Below are 18,224 nucleotides of genomic sequence, written 5' to 3' on the forward strand. Positions count from 1 at the left end.
CATGTTCGACCTTTCCTCCCGACAGGCCAAGATCGTCTTCTTCGCGGCGCTTGCGGCGATCGGCTTCTTCCTGTTCTTCCCGCTCTACTGGCTGGTGATCTCGTCGCTGAAGGCGAATGCCGAGCTCTACCGGGTCGTGCCGACACCGTTTCCGACGATGCCGAGCCTTGAGCACTTCATCCGGGCGCTAACTGCCGGCAAGCTGCCGATGTACCTGATGAACAGCCTGATCACCTCGACCTGCAGCGCCGCACTGGTGACGCTGCTGGCGCTCTATGCCGGCTTCAGCTTCGCCAAATATCGCTATTTCGGCCGCCAGCCGGTGATGCTGTTCATGCTGTCGGCGCAGATGTTTCCGTTCGGCCTGCTGCTGATCTCTATCTATCCGCTGATGAGCGAGCTGAACCTGCTCGACACCCGGCCGGGACTGATCCTCAGCTATATCGTCTTTGCGCTGCCGGTCTCGACCTACATGCTCTACAGCTATTTCTCGCAGGTGCCGGACGAGCTGATCGATGCGGCGCGGGCGGATGGGGCAAGCGATCTCAGGATCTTCCACACGATCGTCATCCCGATCTCGATCCCGCCGATCGTCACGGTATTCCTCTATTCCTTCATGTGGTCCTGGAATGATCTTCTCTATTCGATGACGCTGATCGTCTCCGACGAGAAGCGCACGATCGGGCCGGGCCTGCTTCTCACCTATCTCAACGAGGTCAATTCCGACTGGGGCGGCGCCATGGCGGCATCGCTGATCGCATCCGCGCCCATCGTCGTCGCCTTCATGTTCCTCCAACGTTATTTCATTCAGGGCGTCACCGCCGGAGCAGTCAAATGAGCAAGATTTTAGCTGGAGCTTTCCCCGTTCTTCCCACCCCGTTCCGTGACGACGGTTCGATTGACGAGGCGGATTTCCTGTCGATCATCGACTTCGCGCTGGAGAGTAACGTGGATGGCGTCGTTTATCCGGGCGTTGCCAGCGAGGTGGACACGCTGAGCCCGCAAGAGCGCAAGCGGCAGGTGGAATTGCTGGCCGAGCGCATCGGCGGGCGCATCCCGATCATCATCGGTGCCAGCGATCCGGATCCGAAGGCGGCGGCGAAACACGTGGCGCAGGCAGCGGAGATCGGGGCAGGAGCGGCCATGGTGATGGCGCCGCTGTCGCTTGGCAACGACATCGCTGCGCAGACCGCCTATTTCAGGGAAGTGGCGGCCAATGCCGGCGTGCCGATCATGCTGCAGAACCAGCCCAAGCCGATCGGCGCCGGATTGACGCCGGAGGAGGTTGCGGCTGTCGCCAATGCCGTGCCGGAGATCCGATACGTCAAGGAAGAGACCGCGCCCTGCGGCCAGCATCTCACCCGTATCAAGGCGGCCGCCAACGGCTCTCTCGACGCGATCTTTGGCGGCGCCGGCGGGCGTTATGTCACCGACGAACTCGCCCGCGGTGCCGCCGGAACCATGCCGGCCGCCGAGCTTGCCGATATCCATGCGCAGATGATCCATGCCTGGCAGAAGGGCGATGTCGCGACCACGCGAAAACTCTACAATATCTCGCTGCCGCTCCTGAATTTCCAGGCGATTTTTCGCATGCACATGACCAAGGAAGTGCTACGCCGCCGTGGCGTCATCAAGAACACGTTCGTGCGCGGCAAGGGGCCGAAATTCGACGAGGGTGACGCCAAGGAGCTGGCGCTGCTTCTGGCGGAGGCCGATCTGCCTTATACCAATCACAAGCCGAACTGAGCCGAGACCCATGCCGAAAAATGTCGTCGATGCGATCGTCTCGGTCGAGACCTTCATCATCTCCATTCCGCGCGAGGTGCCCTATCTCGGGCCTTTGAAGGAAGGCGAGGCGATCAACGCGCGCGGTTACCTGATCCGCAAGGGCAACCGCACCATCTATCCCTCGACCGACATGACGCTGCTGATCAAGGTCACCGGCGAGAGCGGCAAGGTCGGCTGGGGCGAATGTTATGGGATCGTCGCGCCGGAGGCGACCAAGGCGATCATCGACGACGTGCTCGGCCCGGTCATCATCGGCCGCGATCCGGGCGATGCGGCGGTCATCCATGAAGACCTCTACGACCTGATGCGGGTGCGCGGTTTCTTCGGCGGCTATTATCTCGATGCGCTGGCGGGCGTCGATATCGCCCTCTGGGATCTGACCGGCAAGAACCTCGGCGTGCCGGTCTCGACACTGCTCGGCGGACGGCGGCATGATACGATCCGCGCCTATGTCTCCGGGCTTCCCAAGGCGACGCTCAAGGAGCGCTGCGATCTTGCCACCTATTGGGTCGGCAAGGGCTACAAGGGCATCAAGTTCGCCGCTGTGGTGTCCGAAGAGGATATCGTCAAGGAAATGGCGGCTCTGCGTGAGGCCGTTGGTCCGGATATCGACCTCATGGTCGATCTGCATTGGAAGTTCGAGGCGGGGGAGGCGATCCGCATCATCCGGCGGCTGGAGCCCTACAATCTCTATTTTGCGGAAGCGCCGGTACAGCCGGAAAATCTTGAGGGCCAGGCGCGGGTGGCGGCCGGTATCGGCGTGCCGTTGGCGCTCGGCGAGGAGCTGCGCACCACCTATGAATACCGGCCACGTTTCGAAAAACGGGCGATGAGCATCGTCCAGCCGGAAATGGGCCATACGGGCATTACGGAATTCATCCGCATCGGCCAGATGGCGCAGGCTTTCCACATGAACATCATGCCGCATGCCTCGATCAGCGTCGGCATCTTCATGGCTGCGAGCCTTCAGGCCGCGTCGGCGCTGCAGAACGTGCCCTATCACGAATACCAGCATTCGATCTTCGACCGGAACCTCACCTATACGAAGGGTGATATGGCCTCGGGCGAGGGAACCTATGTGGTGCCGACCGGCGCGGGCCTCGGCGTCGAACCGAAAGAAGAGGTGTTCGAGTTTGCCACCCGGCGGTAATGGCGGTTGCCGAGCACCGCAGGTGGGGCGAGATCGTCGGCGATCCGGTTGTTGTCGGGCGCGGATTGAATTTCTCCGGTCGGATCGCCATTTTAAGGCAAATCCAAAACCGAAGGAGGAAAGCATGACGACGTCTACCGAACGGGCCGTTCTGGCCGGTGGTTGTTTCTGGGGCATGCAGGACCTGATCCGGCGTCTGCCCGGCGTGGTGTCGACCCGCGTCGGTTATAGCGGCGGCGATGTGCCGAACGCGACCTACCGCAATCACGGTACCCATGCCGAGGCGATCGAGATCATCTTCGATCCGGCCAAGACCAGCTATCGCGATATTCTGGAGTTCTTCTTCCAGATCCACGATCCGTCGACGAAGAACCGCCAGGGCAACGATATCGGCATGAGCTATCGCTCGGCGATCTACTACGAGGACGACGAGCAGAAGCGCGTCGCCGAAGACACGATCGCCGATGTCAATGCATCCGGATTGTGGCCGGGCAAGGTCGTGACGGAAGTGGAGCCGGTCGGTGATTTCTGGCAGGCCGAACCGGAGCACCAGGATTACCTGGAGCGCTATCCGAACGGCTATACCTGCCATTTCCCGCGGCCGAACTGGAAGCTGCCGAAGCGCGCCAACGTCGCTGCTGAATAACGGGTCGTGACGGATGAATTGGAGGCGCTGCCATCTCAAAATGGCAGCGCCTTTTTTGTTTAGGCGAGCGTATAAGCCGTCTTCACTACGGTGAAGAATTCGGCGGCATACTTGCCCTGTTCGCGCGGACCGAAGGACGAGGCCTTGCGGCCACCGAAAGGCACGTGGAAATCGACGCCCGCCGTCGGCAGGTTGACCATGACCATGCCGGCCTCGGAATTGCGCTTGAAGTGGGTGGCATGCTTGAGGCTGGTGGTGGCAATGCCGGCCGACAGGCCGAACGGCGTGTCGTTGGCGGTTGCCAGCGCTTCCTCGTAGTTCTTCACCCGGATGACCGATGCGACCGGGCCAAAAATCTCTTCGCGGGAAATGCGCATCTGGTTGGTCGCTTCGGTGAACAGCGTCGGCTGGAGGTAAAAGCCGGGCGTATCGCGCTTTACGAGTTCGCCGCCGAAGGCGAGCTTGGCGCCTTCCGACTTGCCGATGTCGATATAATCGGTGTCCTGCTTCAGCTGCTTGTCGTCGACGACCGGGCCGATATGGCTGCCTGCCTTCATGGCGTTGTCGACATTGAGGCCTTGCAGCCGCTCCGTCAGCGCCGCGACGAACTTGTCGTGGATGCCCTCCGTCACGATCAGGCGCGAGGACGCGGTGCAGCGCTGGCCGGTCGAGAAGAAGCCGGAATTGGCGGCCGCTTCGACGGCGACGCCCAGATCCGCGTCGTCAAGGATGACCATCGGGTTCTTGCCGCCCATTTCGAGCTGGAACTTGCGGTTATGCTCGATCGAGGCAAGTGCGACGCGTTTTCCCGTGCCGGTGGAGCCGGTAAACGTGATGCCGGCGAGGTCCGGGCTGTCGAGCATGGCCTGGCCGACGACCGAGCCGCGGCCCATGACGAGGTTCAGCACGCCCTTCGGCAGACCAGCGCGATGCAGGATGTCGACGATCGCCCAGGCGCAGCCCGGCACGAGATCGGCGGGCTTGAAGACGACCGTGTTGCCGTAGCAGAGCGCCGGAGCAATCTTCCAGGCCGGGATGGCGATCGGGAAATTCCAGGGCGTGATGATGCCGATGACACCGAGCGGCTCGCGGGTGATCTCGACGCCGATGTTCGGGCGGGCGGACGGCACCATTTCACCGGTCAGGCGCAGCGCTTCGCCGGCAAAGAAATCAAAAATCTGGGCGGCACGGGTGACTTCGCCAATCGCTTCGGGAAGGATCTTGCCTTCCTCGCGGGCGAGAAGTGTGCCGAGTTCTTCCTTGCGGGCGAGGATTTCGTCGGAGGTCTTTCTCAGGATTGCGTGGCGCTCGAGAATGCCGGAGCGCGACCAGGCCGGGAAGGCGGCCTTGGCGGCTGCGATTGCCTGCTTTGCATCCTCGGCGCTGCCTTGGGCATACATGCCCACGACATCATTCGTGTCGGAGGGATTGATGTTCTTGGAAGCGTCTGAGCCGACCCATTCGCCGGCGATCAGGTTCTGGTAGATGGTCATGGACCTCTCCTTTCATGTGAAAGGTCCCGCCATAGTGCGGGACCGTCAGATAAAGCTTGTTCAGCCGCTCACTTGAAAACGCTTGGCAGCCAGAGCGACAGGGCAGGGATGTAAGTCACGAGCAGCAATACTGCGATGCTGGCTCCGAAGAAAGGCCAGATCGTGCGCATCGCTTCACGTATCGTGATGCCGCCGACCGCGCAACTGACGAAGAGCACGGTTCCGACCGGCGGCGTGTTGAGTCCGATGCCGGCATTCAGGATCATGATGACGCCGAAATGGACCGGATCGATGCCGAAGGCCTTTACGACAGGCAGCAGGATCGGCGTCGCAATTATGACCATCGGCGCCATGTCCATGAACGTGCCGAGGACCAGCAGGATGATGTTGATCATCAGCAGCACGATGATCGGGTTGTCCGAGATCGCTCCGATCGCCGCGATGATCAGCGTCTGGACCTGCAGGAAAGCCATCAGCCAGCCGAAGGCAGCGGCGGTACCGATCACCAGCAGCACCATTGCGGTGGTGCGCACGGCGCCCATGACGGCCTCGACAAAACCGTCCCAGTTCAGCTCGCGATAGACGAGCATGGCGACGAGGAAGGCGTAGAGTACCGCAATGCAGGAGCTTTCCGTTGCCGTGAACACGCCGGAGCGGACGCCGCCGAAGATGATGGCGATCAGCAGGATGCCCGGCAGCGAGGCCAGAAAGTAATAACCGACACGGGCAAAGCCCGGGAAGGGGTCGGCCGGGTATCCACGTTTGACGGCAACCCACCAGGCGGTGACCATCAGGGCTGCAGCCAGCAGCAGGCCGGGAATGATGCCGGCGGTGAAGAGATCGGCGACCGAGACGTTGCCGCCGGCGGCGATCGAATAGAGGATCATGTTGTGCGAAGGCGGGATCATCAGCGCGATGATGGCGGCGTTGGCCGTCACGTTGACCGCGTAGTCTCGGTCGTAACCGCGCGCAGCCATTTGCGGGATCATCAATCCGCCGACGGCGGATGCATCCGCCACGGCCGAGCCGGAAATGCCACCGAACAGGGTGGAGGCTACGACGTTGACCTGACCGAGGCCACCGCGCATGTGGCCGACGAGGCCGGCTGCAAAGCGGATCAGGCGAACCGCGATGCCGCCGCGTACCATGAGGTCGCCGGCGAAGATGAAGAACGGGATCGCCATCATGGCGAAGACGTTCATGCCGGAGTTGAGCTGCTGAAAGACGACGATCGGCGGCAGGCCCATGTAGAGGACCGTCGCGAAGGATGCGATGCCGAGGCAGAAAGCGATCGGCATGCCGATCAGCATGAGGAGGGTAAAGGAACCGAAAAGAATGGCGTAGGCCATTAAGCAGCCTCCTGCACGAGGACGTCGGCAGCAATTTCTTCGCCGATGGCGACGTCGACGAAGCGCTCCAGAGCAAAAAGGGAAATCATGGCGCCGCCGACGATCATCGGGAAGAAGTCCGTGCCACCCGGCCAGCCGAGGACCGGAATGGTCGCCGACCACGTACCCATGGCGAGCAGCGTCGAATAATAGGCCATGCCTATGCCGAACAGCACGATCAGGCCGAGGCTCAGGAGGTCCATGGCTTTCTGGATTGCCGGCGGCATGACGTAGCGGACGATATCGAGCCCGAGATGAACGCTCTCACGCACGCCGACGGCGGCGCCGAGCATGATGAACCAGGACATCAGATAGAGCGACAGCGGTTCGGACCAGCTGGGCGAGTCGTTCAGGATGTAGCGGCCGAACACTTGCCAGCCGACAATGAGGGTCATGGCGATGATGCCGATGCCGGCGATGTAAAGCGATATACGGCTAAGCCCGCCCAGGAAGGGCTTTATGGCCAGCATGACGTTCCTCATGATCCTGTCCTCCCCACGGCAGCGAGGCTGCCGGATATGCAAAAAAAGACCGGCCCTCTTGGCGAGGGCCGGTCTCCTATGGGCTTACTTGACCGCCTGGATCTGTTCCAGCAGAGCCTTCTGCTTCGGATCGGTGACGAACTTGTCGTAGACCGGCTTCATGACAGCCGAGAACTCGTCCTTGTTGACCTTGATGACGTTGGCGCCGCCGGCACGGACCTTCGCTTCCGAGGTCTTTTCGCGAGCCGTCCAGAGTTCGCGCATCTTGCCGACCGAATCCTTGGCTGCCTGGCGGATGACCTTCTGGTCTTCCGGGGTCAGCTTGTCCCAGGAAATCTTGGACATGACCAGGATTTCCGGGTTCAGCGAATGCTCGGTCAGGGTGTAGTTCTTGGCGACTTCGAAGTGACGGGCCGATTCATAGGACGGCCAGTTGTTTTCAGCACCATCGACCACGCCGGTTTCGAGCGACGAATAGACTTCGCCCATCGGCATCGGGGTCGGGTTGGCGCCGAAGGCCTGCATCATGGCGATCCACAGGTCTGACTGCTGGACGCGGATCTTCATGCCCTTCAGGTCGGCGAGCTTCTGGATCGGCTTCTTGGTGGTGTAGAAGGAACGCGCACCGGAATCGTAATACGCGAGACCGATCAGGCCGTGCTTTTCGAAGGCGGCGAGGATCTGGTCGCCGATCGGGCCGTCGACGACCTTGTGCATATGGTCGGTCGAACGGAACAGGAAGGGCAGGCCAAGAACGGTGGTTTCCGGCACCAGGTTATTGAACGGTGCGGCATTGACGCGGTTAAAATCGATGACGCCGAAACGGGTCTGTTCGATCGTGTCCTTTTCCTGGCCGAGAACCGAGTTGTTCATCACCTGGATCTTGATGCGGCCATTGGTGCGCTGGGAGACCAGTTCGCCCATGTATTTGACGGCATCGACGGTCGGATAACCGTCCGGATGGATGTCAGCGGAACGCAGGGTAACCTGCGCGTTGGCGGCGGTCGCGCCCAGTGCGAGACCGAGTGCAAGGCCGAGCAGTTTCGTCAGTTTCATGTTGTTCTCCTCCGTTGTTCGCCGGCGCCTCCACGCGCCGGTCGTTTGGTATCAGTCTCCTGCGGCCGCCCAGGCGGGCAGGCCGTAAAGTTCCTCGGGGTTTTTCACGAGCGCGAGCTGGCGTGCCGGGTCGTCCGGGAGCCAGCCGAGCACGGTATCGGTCAGCGCTGCGTCGTCCGGATAATCGGCCTGTTCGCGGGCGAGGTTGTGCGGCCAGTTGGTGCCCCAGATGATGCGCTCCGGTGCATAGGCTGCAATTGCGCGGGCGACGGCGGCGACGTCCTTATAGTCTGGGCCGCCGGCCTTCGAGGATTCGTAGACGCCGGCGAATTTGAACCAGCATTTGCCGCCGTCGATCAGCCGCTTGACGGATGCTATCTGCGGGCTATCCGGCGTAACGCCTGCAAAGAACTTGCCGTGATGGTCGAAGACCCAGCGCGATTTCAGTTTTGCGAGCCGGACCTCGTGATCGAGAATGTTGCTGCCGTCGAACTGGACCGCGAGCATCCAGCCCTGGGAGGCTGCCTTGCCATCGACGGCTTCGAGTTCGCTGAGGTTCACTGCGCCGCCGGGCAGATCCATGATCCGGGCGCCGACATTGCCGGCTGCGGAAAGGCGCTCCAATTCGGCGTCCGACGTGGTGCTATCGATGACGCAGACGCCGCGGGCGATCGAGCCGAATTCTGCAAGGCAGGCGTTGAGATTGGAATTGTCGCGCTGCTGGGCATTGCCTTGGGTGACGATGACCCGATCGATGCCGAGCCAGCGCATGAATTCAAGATACTGGGCGGGTGTCGGCAGATCCCCTGCGGGCAAGCCGGGACCGCCGGGCAGGGAGGGAAAGCCCGGCAGATAAGCATGTATCTGCGTATCGACCGCGCCCTTCGGCAGTCTGGTCTTGGGAGGATTGCCGGAAAGGGTGCGGACGAGCATCAGATATCTCCCATGCGGAATTCTTTGAGCGCATCGCGGTTGATCTCGATCCCAAGGCCGGGGCCGTTCGGGATCTGCACCACGCCGCGCTCGTGTTCGATCGGGGTTTTGATCACCGCCTGACGGAACGGATTGTGGGTACGGTCGAATTCGAGGATCGGTTCGATCGGATTGACGCGAACCGGGCTCGGGATCATCGCCGCCATGAACTGCAATGCGGCGGCAATATGCACAGCGGTGCCCCAGACATGTGGCACGACGCGGATGCCGTGAAGCGCTGCCATATCGGCAACGCGCTTGGCTTCGGTAAAGCCGCCGACACCGGCAAGGTCGGGCTGGAGGATATCGACGGCCCGGGTTTCCACCGGCTCGCGCATTCCCCAGCGGCTGTGCCAAGTCTCGCCGCCGGCGACCGGGATCGGCTGGCGGGCACGCACTTCGCGATAGGCGGCGAGCTGTTCCGGTACGACGGGTTCCTCGAACCAGTCGATCTTGAGTTCCGCAGCGGCCTGGCCGAATCTGATGGCCTCGATGGCGTCATAACCATGGTTGGCATCGACCATCAGGTGCATGTCGGAGCCGACGGCATCGCGCACGGCGCGGATGACGCGCAGATCTTCCTCGACACCGAAGCCGATCTTGATCTTGCTGGCGTGAAAACCCTCTTCCCAATAGCGGGCGACATCCGTCGCATTGTCCTCGACGCGATCGACGCCGTCGCGCTTGAAGCTGCCGGTCGCATAGGCCTTGACGCTCTCCCGGAACCGACCGCCGAGCAGGATGGAGACCGGCACGCCGAAATGTTTGCCCTTGATATCCCAGAGCGCGATGTCGATGCCAGAAAGTGCGGTGACGGCAAGGCCACGCTGGCCCTGGTCGCGCAGGGCGTTATAAAGCCGCGCCCAGATCTTTTCGGTCTCGAGCGGGTTTTCGCCGATCAGCCAGTTCGCATAGGTCGCGACCACGGCGGCATTCGGCCGGGCTGGGCCGAGGCATTCGCCCCAGCCGATCGTGCCGTCATCGCACTCGATCTCGACGAGCACATGGGCGCGGCGATCGAAGCGCATCGAGGCGCTTTCGAAGGCGACGTCGAGCCTGTGTTCGAGGAGATGGGTGCGAACGGAAGCGATCTTCATGGGATCACCGCTTCCAGGGGCCGATGAGCTTCAGGAGCATGTCTTCTTCTTCCGCCGTCAGGTCGTCGAGCGGCGGGCGTACCTTGCCGGCGTCGAAACCCTGCAGGCGAACGCCGGCCTTGATGGCCGAGACGGCATAACCCTTGCGGCGGTTGCGGATCGCCATGAAGGGATAGAAGAAGTCCTTGAGGATCTCCTCGCAGCGGGCGCGGTTGCCGGCACGGAGCGACTTGTAGAAGTCGACGGCCAGACCCGGCACGAAGTTGAAGACCGCCGAGGAATAGGTGGTGAAGCCGGCACCGAGATAGGCTTCGGCAAAGAGTTCGGCCGTCGGCATGCCGCCGAGATACATCAGCCGGTCGCCCATCGTGGCGGTGATCTGTCGGACAAGCCCGATATCGCCGCTGCCGTCCTTGAAGCCGATCAGGTTCGGGCATTCGTCGCAAAGGCGCTTCAGCGTGTCGACGGCCAGAATCGAGTTGTCGCGGTTATAGACCATGACGCCGATGCCCACCGACTGGCAGATGCGCTTCACATGCTGGTAGAGGCCTTCCTGCGGCGCATCGATCATGTAATGCGGCAGCAGCAGGATACCGTCGGCACCGGCCTTTTCGACCGCGCGGGCCATTTCGACGCCGACATGGGTGCCGAAACCGCAGCCGGAGACGATCGCGGTCTTGCCGGCGGCTTCCTTGGCGGCGGAAACAATGCCGGGAACTTCGTTGGGAGACAGCGAGAAGAATTCGCCCGTGCCGCCGGCGGCAAACAGGACCGGTGCGTCGAAGCCCGACAGCCACTCCACATGGCGGCGATAGCTTTCCGGCTGGAACTGGCCTTCCTTGTCGAAATGGGTGACGGGAAAAGACAGCAGGCCGGCACCAAGTGCGACCTTGATTTCTTCAGGCGTCATCATGCGGATTTCCTTTGTAAGCGTCTCCTCCAGACAAAAATTGTCGTACAGGTTGTGCTGACTTATGTCAACAAGTCATCTTACAGATTCGCGGAGCTCGCGGAGCAGGGTGCGATAGCGCAGCTGCGCACCCCGCAGATGCCGGCGCATGGCGTCGCGGGCGCGGTCTTCGTCACCATCGGAAATCGCCACCACGATGGCGTTGTGCTCTTCATCGAGCAGCTTGATATAGGTCGCCTGGTCGGCCTCCGAATCGTCCGGGCGCAAGGCTGCGCGCGGGATCAGGCTGCGGCCGATCATCGTCAGGAACTCGCGGAAGCGGGGATTGTTGGTCGCCTCGGCGATCGCCAGATGCAGCGCGAAATCCGCCTCGCTGGTCGGCTTTGCCGCCTCGAGACAGGCCCGGACCGCATAATGACGATCGAGGATGACCTCTTCCTGCGCGGGCGAGCGACGAAGTGCGGCGAGGCCGGCGGCCTCGACTTCGACCGCGGTTCGGAGCTCCAGGAGCTCGATCATCGAGGATACGCGGGCAAGATCGATGTTCGAGAGGGACAGCATCACCGGCTGAGCGGCACTCGATGGCTCCAGCACAAAGACGCCGGCGCCCTGGCGGGCCTCCACCAACCGGTCGGCGCGCAGCGATGCGATCGCCTCGCGCACGACGGTGCGGCTGACGCCATGTGCCTCGGTCAGCTGCGCTTCGCTCGGCAGGCGCGAGCCCGGCGGAAACTGGCCTGCCGCGATCGCTTGGCGCAGCGTCTCTCCGAGGCGGGAAACAAGCGTCCTCGATCCCCTGCCGGTATCGAGTCTGGTTTCAACGCTCATTCATTCCTCCCTATGCGGTGTCCCTGCTCGGCGGCGCATCACACTATGGCGTCAACTCGTATGTCAAGCTGAGCGGCCGCGCCAAACCGGCCCCGACTTGTTGACCGAGCTTTCTCAACATGTATGATAAGTATTGACGCTTGTCACGAACAAGTTGGCTGGCAAACCGGCCAATGAACTGGATTGCCGCGGTCGACGGGCCGCTTTCGGAGGATGATTTCTTGAAAAGACTTTTGATCACCGGTGCCGGCGGCGGCCTCGGACGCGCCATGCGCTCGCGCCTTGCCGGTTTTGCGGAGACGCTTCGCCTCTCCGATATCGTCGATGTCGGCCCCGCCGGGCCAAATGAGGAGGTCGTCACATGCGACCTTGGCGACGTCGATGCCGTCATGAAGCTGGTCGAGGGTTGCGATGGTATCCTGCATCTCGGCGGCGTCTCGGTGGAGGACAAGTTTTCGAAGATCCTCAATGCCAACCTGCTCGGCCTCTACAACATTTACGAAGCGGCCCGCGCCCATGGCCAGCCGCGCATCCTGTTCGCCAGCTCCAACCATGTGGTCGGTTTCTACCGCCAGGACGAGCATATCGACGTCAAGGCTCCGATGAAGCCGGACGGTCTCTACGGCGTTTCGAAATGCTTCGGCGAGGCGCTGGCGCGCATGTATTTCGAAAAATTCGGCCAGGAGACGGCGCTCGTCAGGATCGGCAGCTGCTTCGAAAAGCCGATCAACCACCGCATGCTGTCCGGCTGGATGTCCTATGACGACTTCGCGTCCCTGATCGACTGCGTCTTCCGCGCGCCCATGCTCGGCTGCCCGATCATCTGGGGCATTTCCGATAATGACAGCAAGTGGTGGGACAATTCCCACGCCTCCTATCTCGGCTGGAAGCCGAAGGACAATGCCGAACGCTTCCGCGCCGAGCTCGATGCCAAGGGGCGTCCGGAACCGACGTCGCCTGCCGCCGTCTACCAGGGCGGCATGTTCACCCAGGACCCGATCTTTTCGGAGGACTGATCCGGCCAGTGCCGGGTTCTTGTTTCCGGCTTTCGAACCCACCACATCAGCTCCTTCTAAAACCTTCTTTTCTCTCAGAAGGTGTTTTCCGGAGTTCTTGTCATGGGATTTATCGATATTAATCCTCCCGTCGCCGAGGATGGTGCGCTTCTCGACGCCTATTCGGAGACGGTTGCCGGCGCGGTCGACCGCGTCGGTCCTGCCGTCAGCCGCATCGAGCGGCTCGGCGGCGTTGCCGGCCAAGGGGGTCATGGATCGGGCTTTGCGATTTCGCCCGACGGCCTGATCATCACCAACCACCACGTCGTTTCCGACGCCAAGACCGTCCGCATCCGCAGCGCCAATGGCGCTGTCGGGCAGGGCAGCGTGCTGGGCCGCGACGCCGATACCGATATCGCGCTGGTGCGCGCCGACATGGACGTTCAGGCCTGGGCACGGCTCGGCGATTCGCAGAAATTGCGGCGCGGCCATATCGCCATCGCGATCGGCAATCCGCTTGGCTTCGACTGGTCGGTGACCTCGGGCGTCGTTTCGGCTTTGGGTCGGTCGATGCGGTCGTCCACAGGGCGGCTGATCGACGACGTGGTGCAGACCGACGCCGCCCTCAATCCGGGCAATTCCGGCGGGCCGCTGGTCTCCGCGTCCGGTGAGGTGGTCGGCGTCAATACCGCTGTCATCCGCGGCGCGCAGGGCATTGCCTTTGCGGTCGCCTCCAACACGGCCAATTTCGTCGTCTCGGAGATCCTGCGTTTCGGCCATGTGCGGCGCGCCTTCATCGGCATCGTCGTCGATACGACCGCGTTGCCGCGCCGCGTCGCGGTGAAGGCCGGGATGACGCAGGAAACGACGGTGCGCATCCGCCGCATCGATGCGGGCAGCCCGGCTGACAGGGCGGGGCTGAAGGAAGGCGATTTCATCCTGGCGATCGACGGCCAGCCTGTCGGCGGCGCCGACGATCTGATCCGTCTCCTGGACGGGACCCGGATCGGCAAGGATACGCCGATCTCTGTCTACGATCTCGATTCGCGAATCGTCGATCGCGTGCTCGTTCCCGCAGCCCGGCCGCATAACGGCGCATGACGGCCCGATGAGGCTGTCAGCCGAGTTGCCCTGCCTTAGGACAGACGGCTTCTCAACCGTGCCATCGCCGGCTCATCGAAACCGAGACGGACGAGGTAGTCCCGTACGCTGCCGTAGTTCTTGCCGATATGGTCGAGCGCCTGGCGCATGCTGCGCGGTTCCGAGGCCAGAACGATATCGACGAGAGCTGCCGGGGTGCCGCGGCCGAGGGCACGATCCCTGAGCCTCGCGATCAGCGGGCCGGAGATCGTCGCCGTCAGGGCGTAATCCTCGATAATGGTCGTCTCATCGACGCCGGCATTGGCGAGCAGCAGCGCCGAGATCACGCCTGTGCGGTCCTTGCCGGCGCTGCAGTGGAAGAGCACGGCGCCATCTGGCGCGTCGGCGATGGTTTTCAGGACTTCGGCAATCGCCGGCTGGCATTTGTCGATCGCCTGGCAGTAACGGTCGCCCATGTCGAAGCTCACCGCGGCATTTGCCATCATCTCCACCGGTGCCAGTGCCGAAAACAGCGGCGTGTTGTGGTAGCGCACCTCGGCATGGCCGATGAACGGATTGGCTTCGGCGGCGATCTCGTGGGCATTGCGCAGGTCGATGACGGTGGTCAGTCCGTTGTCCAGCAAGGTGTCGATATCGGCCGCGCTCAAGGCGTGCAATGCGTCGCCGCGCAGGATCGAGCGCCAGCGGGTCAGGCCACCGTTGGCAGTCCTGTAACCGCCGAGGTCGCGGACATTGTGGGCGCCTTCCAGCGCGATCAGGCGTTCGTAAGCTAACATCTCAGCGGATTCCGGATTTCATGAAGGATTCGATGACGTGGCGCTGCAGGACCAGGTAGATGATCAGGATCGGCAGGCTGGCGAGTGCCGCGGCCGCCATCAGCGGTCCCCAGAGATTGCCCTCCTGGGTCATGAACATCTGCAGGCCGATCTGGACGACCGAGTTTTCGGGCTTGCGCGAAAGCAGTAGCGGCCAGAAATATTCGTTCCAGGCGGAGATGAAGGCGATGATCGACAGGGAGGCGATCGGCGCGCCCATGTTCGGCACGACGATCTGCCAGAGGATCTTCCAGCTTCTGGCGCCATCGATGCGCGCCGCTTCGAGGATCTCTGTCGGGAAGGAGCGCATCGCGTTGTAGAGCAGCAGGATCGCAAAGGCATGCGCCGCATTCGGCACGATGAGACCGGTCAGCGTGTCGAGAAGACCGAGCCGCGAGGCGAGCACGTAATTGGGGATCATCGTGACTTGGAAGGGCACCAGCCAGGAGAGCGCGATGAGGCCGTGGATGACACCGGAAAGGCGCATGCGCCAGCGCACCAGTGCATAGGCCGCAAACAGGCCGGTCACCACCTGCAGCAGCGCCGTCGCGGCGGATACGATCGTGGTGTTGATCAGCAGCCCGATCATCGGAATGCGGGTCAGCACGAAGATGTAGTTTTCGAGCGACGGGTTGGACGGCCAGAGCGAGGTGGAGAAGATCTCGTTCTCCGGCCGAAGCGAGGTGACGATCATCCAGTAGATCGGAAAGATCGACAGGAAGGACAGGAGGATCATCACCGTATGAACCGCGAACCTGCGGGTCTTGCCGGACTTCGTACCGGCGCAGGCGAGCGAGGCTGAGCCGTGCGAAACGTCAATTGTCATAGACCGCGAACCTTTTCGTGAGCCACATGCAGCCCGCTGCAATCACCGCAAAACCGGCAAAGGCGATCATGCCGGCCGCCGAACTCCAGCCGGCCGACATGGTCTGGAACCCGTATTCCCAGAGAAGGTAGAAGATGTTGGTGGTCGATTTCAGCGGGCCGCCATTGGTGAGCACGTTGATATAGGCAAAGCTCCACTGCGCCCCGAACAGGATGGTCATCATCGACAGAAGCAGAATGGTCGGCGACAGCAGCGGCAGGCGGATATCGCGGATGATGCCCCAGCGGCTGGCGCCGTCTATGCGCGCCGCCTCGATATAGGAGGGATTGATGCCGGCATTGGCGGCAGAAAACAGCAAGGTGGAAAAGCCAATCAGCTTCCAGCCGGTGATCCAGGTCAGCGTCGCAAGCGCGTATTTAGGATCGGTCAGAAAACCGATGCGGCCGAGACCGACCGTCTCCAGGCCGAGCGTGACCAGCCCCTGGTCCTCGTTGAGCAGCCAGCGCCAGAGAATGGCGGCGACCACGGGCGCGACGATCATCGGCACGAAGATCAGCGCGCGGTAGATCGTCCGCGCGCGGCCTTCGAGGTCCTGGGTCCAGATCGCCACGAAGAGCGGGATGATCACCGACATCGGGAAGAGGCCGAGAATGTAGAAAAGCGTGTTCCAGAGGGCGGCGCGCATTTCGGGCAGTGCGAACAGGCGCTGATAGTTGGTCAGGCCCACATGGCGCTGCGGTGAGGTCGGCAGCATGTTCCATTGGTAGAAGGAGAGCTGGAAGGCCTCGACCAGCGGCACATAGGTCCACATCATGAGGAGACAAAGCGCCGGCGCGAGATAGAGCCAGGGCACCACGGTGAAGGTGCCGCGCTGGCGGGCAGCCGCGGGCGCACGGGCAACGGAGAGAGGTCTTGCGAGATCGGCCTGGATGTCAGTCATGAAATTTCCCCGAAAGGATCCCGAGGGGACAACGACGCCGGACGGGAAAGCGAGACCCGCCCGGCATCTCCTCGTGATGGGTTACGGCATCAGGTCCTGGCCCTGGTCCTGGGCGGCTTTCAGGGTCGCGACCGGATCGCCCTTGCCGAAGACGGCTTCACGCACCGAGTCCATCATCATCTTCTCGACCTGGCGGTAGTTCGGGCCGGGGAAGGCGACGTTGGCGGTGAGGCGGTTCAGCTGTTCCAGGTTGGCGCGGAACATCGGGTTTTCCTTGACCCAGGGGCCGAGGTAGTTCGGATCATCGACGATATCGAGGCGCAGCGGCAGGTAGCCGATCTTGCTGGTGATGATCGTGTAGGCTTCCTTGCTCGTCAGGTACTTGAGGAGTTCGTAGGCCGCACGCTGCTTGGCGGCCTCCTTGCTGAAGACGAAGAGCGCGCTGCCGGAATTGGTCGGAGCGGTCGGCTTTTCGCCGAAGGACGGCATCGGGGCGATGCGCAGATCGAACTTGCCTTGCGCTGCCTTCTTGTAGGAGCCAAGCACCGCAGTCGTATAGACGAACATGCCAAGATTGCCGGCTGCAAAAGTGTCAGAGCCGCTGGCCGGATCGATCCTGGCATGGGCGCCGCTATCGATCATGTCGCGCAGCATCTTGACGGCCTCGGCGGCATTCTTGTCCGCGTAAGTGAGCTTGTTGCCGTCGCGCACCCTGCCACCGTTCGACATGACGATCGCCTGGTAGACGAAGGTGCCGTCGCTCGGGCCATAGGCGCCCGGGAAGAAGCCGTTCTTGCCGGTCTTTTCCTTGATTGCCTTGCCGGCGATGTTGACGTCGGCCCAGGTCTTCGGCGGGTTGTTCGGGTCGAGGCCGGCCTGCTTGAACAGGTCGCCGTTGTAATAAAGAACCGGCGTCGAGAAGGTGTAGGCGAGGCCATAGGTCTTGCCGTCGACCTTGCCGAGTTCGAGCCCCTTGGGGATCATGCCCGCAAGATGCTCTTTCAGCTCGGCCGGTTTCACCATGTCCTCGAGCGCATTGCCGCCGAGATCGGAGGCGATGAAGATCAGGTCGCGGAAGGTCAGCTGGGCGACGTCCGGCTGCTTGCCGGCGACGATATCGGCCTGGACGCGGTTGATGATCTCGTTCGACGGCACGGCGATCGTCTCGACCTTCACGTTCGGGAATTTCTTCTCGAAGCCGGCGATCAGTTCCTTGGTGGCCTCGGAGCCGATGCCGGCGGAAGCGAGATTGTAGTTGTAGAAGCTGATCGTGACCGGCTTGTCGATGGTTGCCGGCATTTCGGCCAACGCGCGGAGCGGCAGGCCAAAGGGGAGGACTACGGCGGCGGTGAGCGTCGCCATCAGCTTGAGCGTGGTTCTGCGCAGCATTTTGCGTGTCTCCGGGTGAGGGTTATTCAGCGGCGACGGGCATTGCCCGGGCCATCAGAAGTTCGAGCGGATAGGTGTTGAGTTCGGCGCGGTCGGACGGCAGCGGCACGAAGGCCATGGTGAGGCCCGACGGGCGGATGGTGCCGATGCCGAAAGAGGCGCCGCGCACCATGCGCAGGATGTCGGTGCGCAGGATGTCGGTGGCGGCGTGCTGGCCGGTGCCGACGACGACCGGGATGCCGTGCCAGACGGAGACGCGGTCGTGGTGGATATGGCCGCTCAGGATGCCGATGATGTTGCGGCCCTTCAGCAGTTGGCGGAAACGTTCCGACTGTGGAAAGTGGATCG

General features: G+C 62.4%; 18 protein-coding genes and 1 pseudogene. 6 read left to right on the plus strand and 13 right to left on the minus strand.

Annotation, left to right across the window (positions count from 1 at the left end):
- Position 1: 1 nt before the first annotated feature.
- From PMI07_RS25140 to msrA, 4 genes are all read left to right on the plus strand, one after another.
- A complete protein-coding gene (locus PMI07_RS25140; protein ID WP_007763411.1) occupies positions 2-838 on the plus strand; it encodes a carbohydrate ABC transporter permease in 837 nt (278 codons plus the stop codon).
- Positions 835-1,746, plus strand: a complete 912-nt coding sequence (locus tag PMI07_RS25145) for a dihydrodipicolinate synthase family protein (protein WP_007763409.1) — start codon at positions 835-837, stop codon at positions 1,744-1,746. Before PMI07_RS25140 ends, PMI07_RS25145 begins: the two co-directional genes overlap by 4 nt.
- 10 nt (positions 1,747-1,756) lie before the next feature.
- Complete coding sequence (locus tag PMI07_RS25150) at positions 1,757-2,938, plus strand: mandelate racemase/muconate lactonizing enzyme family protein (protein WP_007763407.1); 1,182 nt, start codon at positions 1,757-1,759, stop codon at positions 2,936-2,938.
- A gap of 124 nt (positions 2,939-3,062) precedes the next feature.
- Positions 3,063-3,584 (plus strand): peptide-methionine (S)-S-oxide reductase MsrA, encoded by a 522-nt coding sequence (msrA, locus tag PMI07_RS25155; RefSeq protein ID WP_024164133.1) that lies wholly within the window; start codon positions 3,063-3,065, stop codon positions 3,582-3,584.
- 59 nt (positions 3,585-3,643) lie between these two features.
- Here the strand turns inward: msrA and PMI07_RS25160 are convergent, their stop codons facing one another.
- From PMI07_RS25160 to PMI07_RS25195, 8 genes are all read right to left on the minus strand, one after another.
- Positions 3,644-5,077, minus strand: coding sequence for an aldehyde dehydrogenase family protein (locus tag PMI07_RS25160; RefSeq protein ID WP_007772472.1), 1,434 nt, complete (start codon positions 5,075-5,077; stop codon positions 3,644-3,646).
- A 68-nt stretch (positions 5,078-5,145) separates the two neighbouring features.
- Positions 5,146-6,426, minus strand: coding sequence for a TRAP transporter large permease (locus PMI07_RS25165; protein WP_007772471.1), 1,281 nt, complete (start codon positions 6,424-6,426; stop codon positions 5,146-5,148).
- Complete coding sequence (locus tag PMI07_RS25170) at positions 6,426-6,947, minus strand: TRAP transporter small permease (protein ID WP_007772469.1); 522 nt, start codon at positions 6,945-6,947, stop codon at positions 6,426-6,428. The genes PMI07_RS25165 and PMI07_RS25170 overlap by 1 nt, the downstream gene beginning before the upstream one ends.
- Positions 6,948-7,031: 84 nt before the next feature.
- Complete coding sequence (locus PMI07_RS25175; RefSeq protein WP_007772467.1) at positions 7,032-8,003, minus strand: TRAP transporter substrate-binding protein; 972 nt, start codon at positions 8,001-8,003, stop codon at positions 7,032-7,034.
- A gap of 51 nt (positions 8,004-8,054) precedes the next feature.
- Complete coding sequence (locus tag PMI07_RS25180) at positions 8,055-8,936, minus strand: amidohydrolase family protein (RefSeq protein ID WP_007772465.1); 882 nt, start codon at positions 8,934-8,936, stop codon at positions 8,055-8,057.
- On the minus strand, positions 8,936-10,072 hold the full coding sequence (locus PMI07_RS25185) for a mandelate racemase/muconate lactonizing enzyme family protein (RefSeq protein ID WP_007772463.1): 1,137 nt from the start codon (positions 10,070-10,072) through the stop codon (positions 8,936-8,938). The genes PMI07_RS25180 and PMI07_RS25185 overlap by 1 nt, the downstream gene beginning before the upstream one ends.
- A 4-nt stretch (positions 10,073-10,076) precedes the next feature.
- Positions 10,077-10,982, minus strand: a complete 906-nt coding sequence (gene kdgD / locus PMI07_RS25190) for a 5-dehydro-4-deoxyglucarate dehydratase (RefSeq protein WP_037088326.1) — start codon at positions 10,980-10,982, stop codon at positions 10,077-10,079.
- A gap of 75 nt (positions 10,983-11,057) precedes the next feature.
- Positions 11,058-11,810: a FadR/GntR family transcriptional regulator gene (locus PMI07_RS25195; protein WP_007769677.1), complete on the minus strand. Its 753-nt coding sequence runs from the start codon at positions 11,808-11,810 to the stop codon at positions 11,058-11,060.
- A gap of 221 nt (positions 11,811-12,031) precedes the next feature.
- Here PMI07_RS25195 and PMI07_RS25200 point away from each other — a divergent pair, with 221 nt between their 5' ends.
- Positions 12,032-12,826 carry an NAD(P)-dependent oxidoreductase gene (locus tag PMI07_RS25200; RefSeq protein ID WP_037088329.1) on the plus strand — a complete coding sequence of 265 codons (795 nt, stop codon included), beginning with the start codon at positions 12,032-12,034 and terminating at the stop codon, positions 12,824-12,826.
- A 102-nt stretch (positions 12,827-12,928) separates the two neighbouring features.
- Positions 12,929-13,906 (plus strand): trypsin-like peptidase domain-containing protein, encoded by a 978-nt coding sequence (locus tag PMI07_RS25205; protein WP_024164135.1) that lies wholly within the window; start codon positions 12,929-12,931, stop codon positions 13,904-13,906.
- 35 nt (positions 13,907-13,941) lie between these two features.
- On the opposite strand, the gene PMI07_RS25210 is transcribed toward PMI07_RS25205, so the two are convergent.
- From PMI07_RS25210 to PMI07_RS25230, 5 genes and pseudogenes are all read right to left on the minus strand, one after another.
- Positions 13,942-14,682 carry a tyrosine-protein phosphatase gene (locus tag PMI07_RS25210; protein WP_007767762.1) on the minus strand — a complete coding sequence of 247 codons (741 nt, stop codon included), beginning with the start codon at positions 14,680-14,682 and terminating at the stop codon, positions 13,942-13,944.
- A gap of 1 nt (position 14,683) precedes the next feature.
- Positions 14,684-15,547: a carbohydrate ABC transporter permease gene (locus tag PMI07_RS25215; RefSeq protein ID WP_007767763.1), complete on the minus strand. Its 864-nt coding sequence runs from the start codon at positions 15,545-15,547 to the stop codon at positions 14,684-14,686.
- Complete coding sequence (locus tag PMI07_RS25220) at positions 15,537-16,487, minus strand: sugar ABC transporter permease (RefSeq protein ID WP_007767765.1); 951 nt, start codon at positions 16,485-16,487, stop codon at positions 15,537-15,539. The genes PMI07_RS25215 and PMI07_RS25220 overlap by 11 nt, the downstream gene beginning before the upstream one ends.
- A gap of 81 nt (positions 16,488-16,568) precedes the next feature.
- Positions 16,569-17,876 (minus strand): ABC transporter substrate-binding protein, encoded by a 1,308-nt coding sequence (locus PMI07_RS25225; protein ID WP_024164136.1) that lies wholly within the window; start codon positions 17,874-17,876, stop codon positions 16,569-16,571.
- Between the two features lie 22 nt (positions 17,877-17,898).
- Positions 17,899-18,224 (minus strand): annotated as a pseudogene (locus PMI07_RS25230) (phosphodiesterase); the annotation flags it as partial.

It is taken from the genome of Rhizobium sp. CF080, assembly GCF_000282095.2.
In the GTDB taxonomy this organism is placed as follows: domain Bacteria; phylum Pseudomonadota; class Alphaproteobacteria; order Rhizobiales; family Rhizobiaceae; genus Neorhizobium.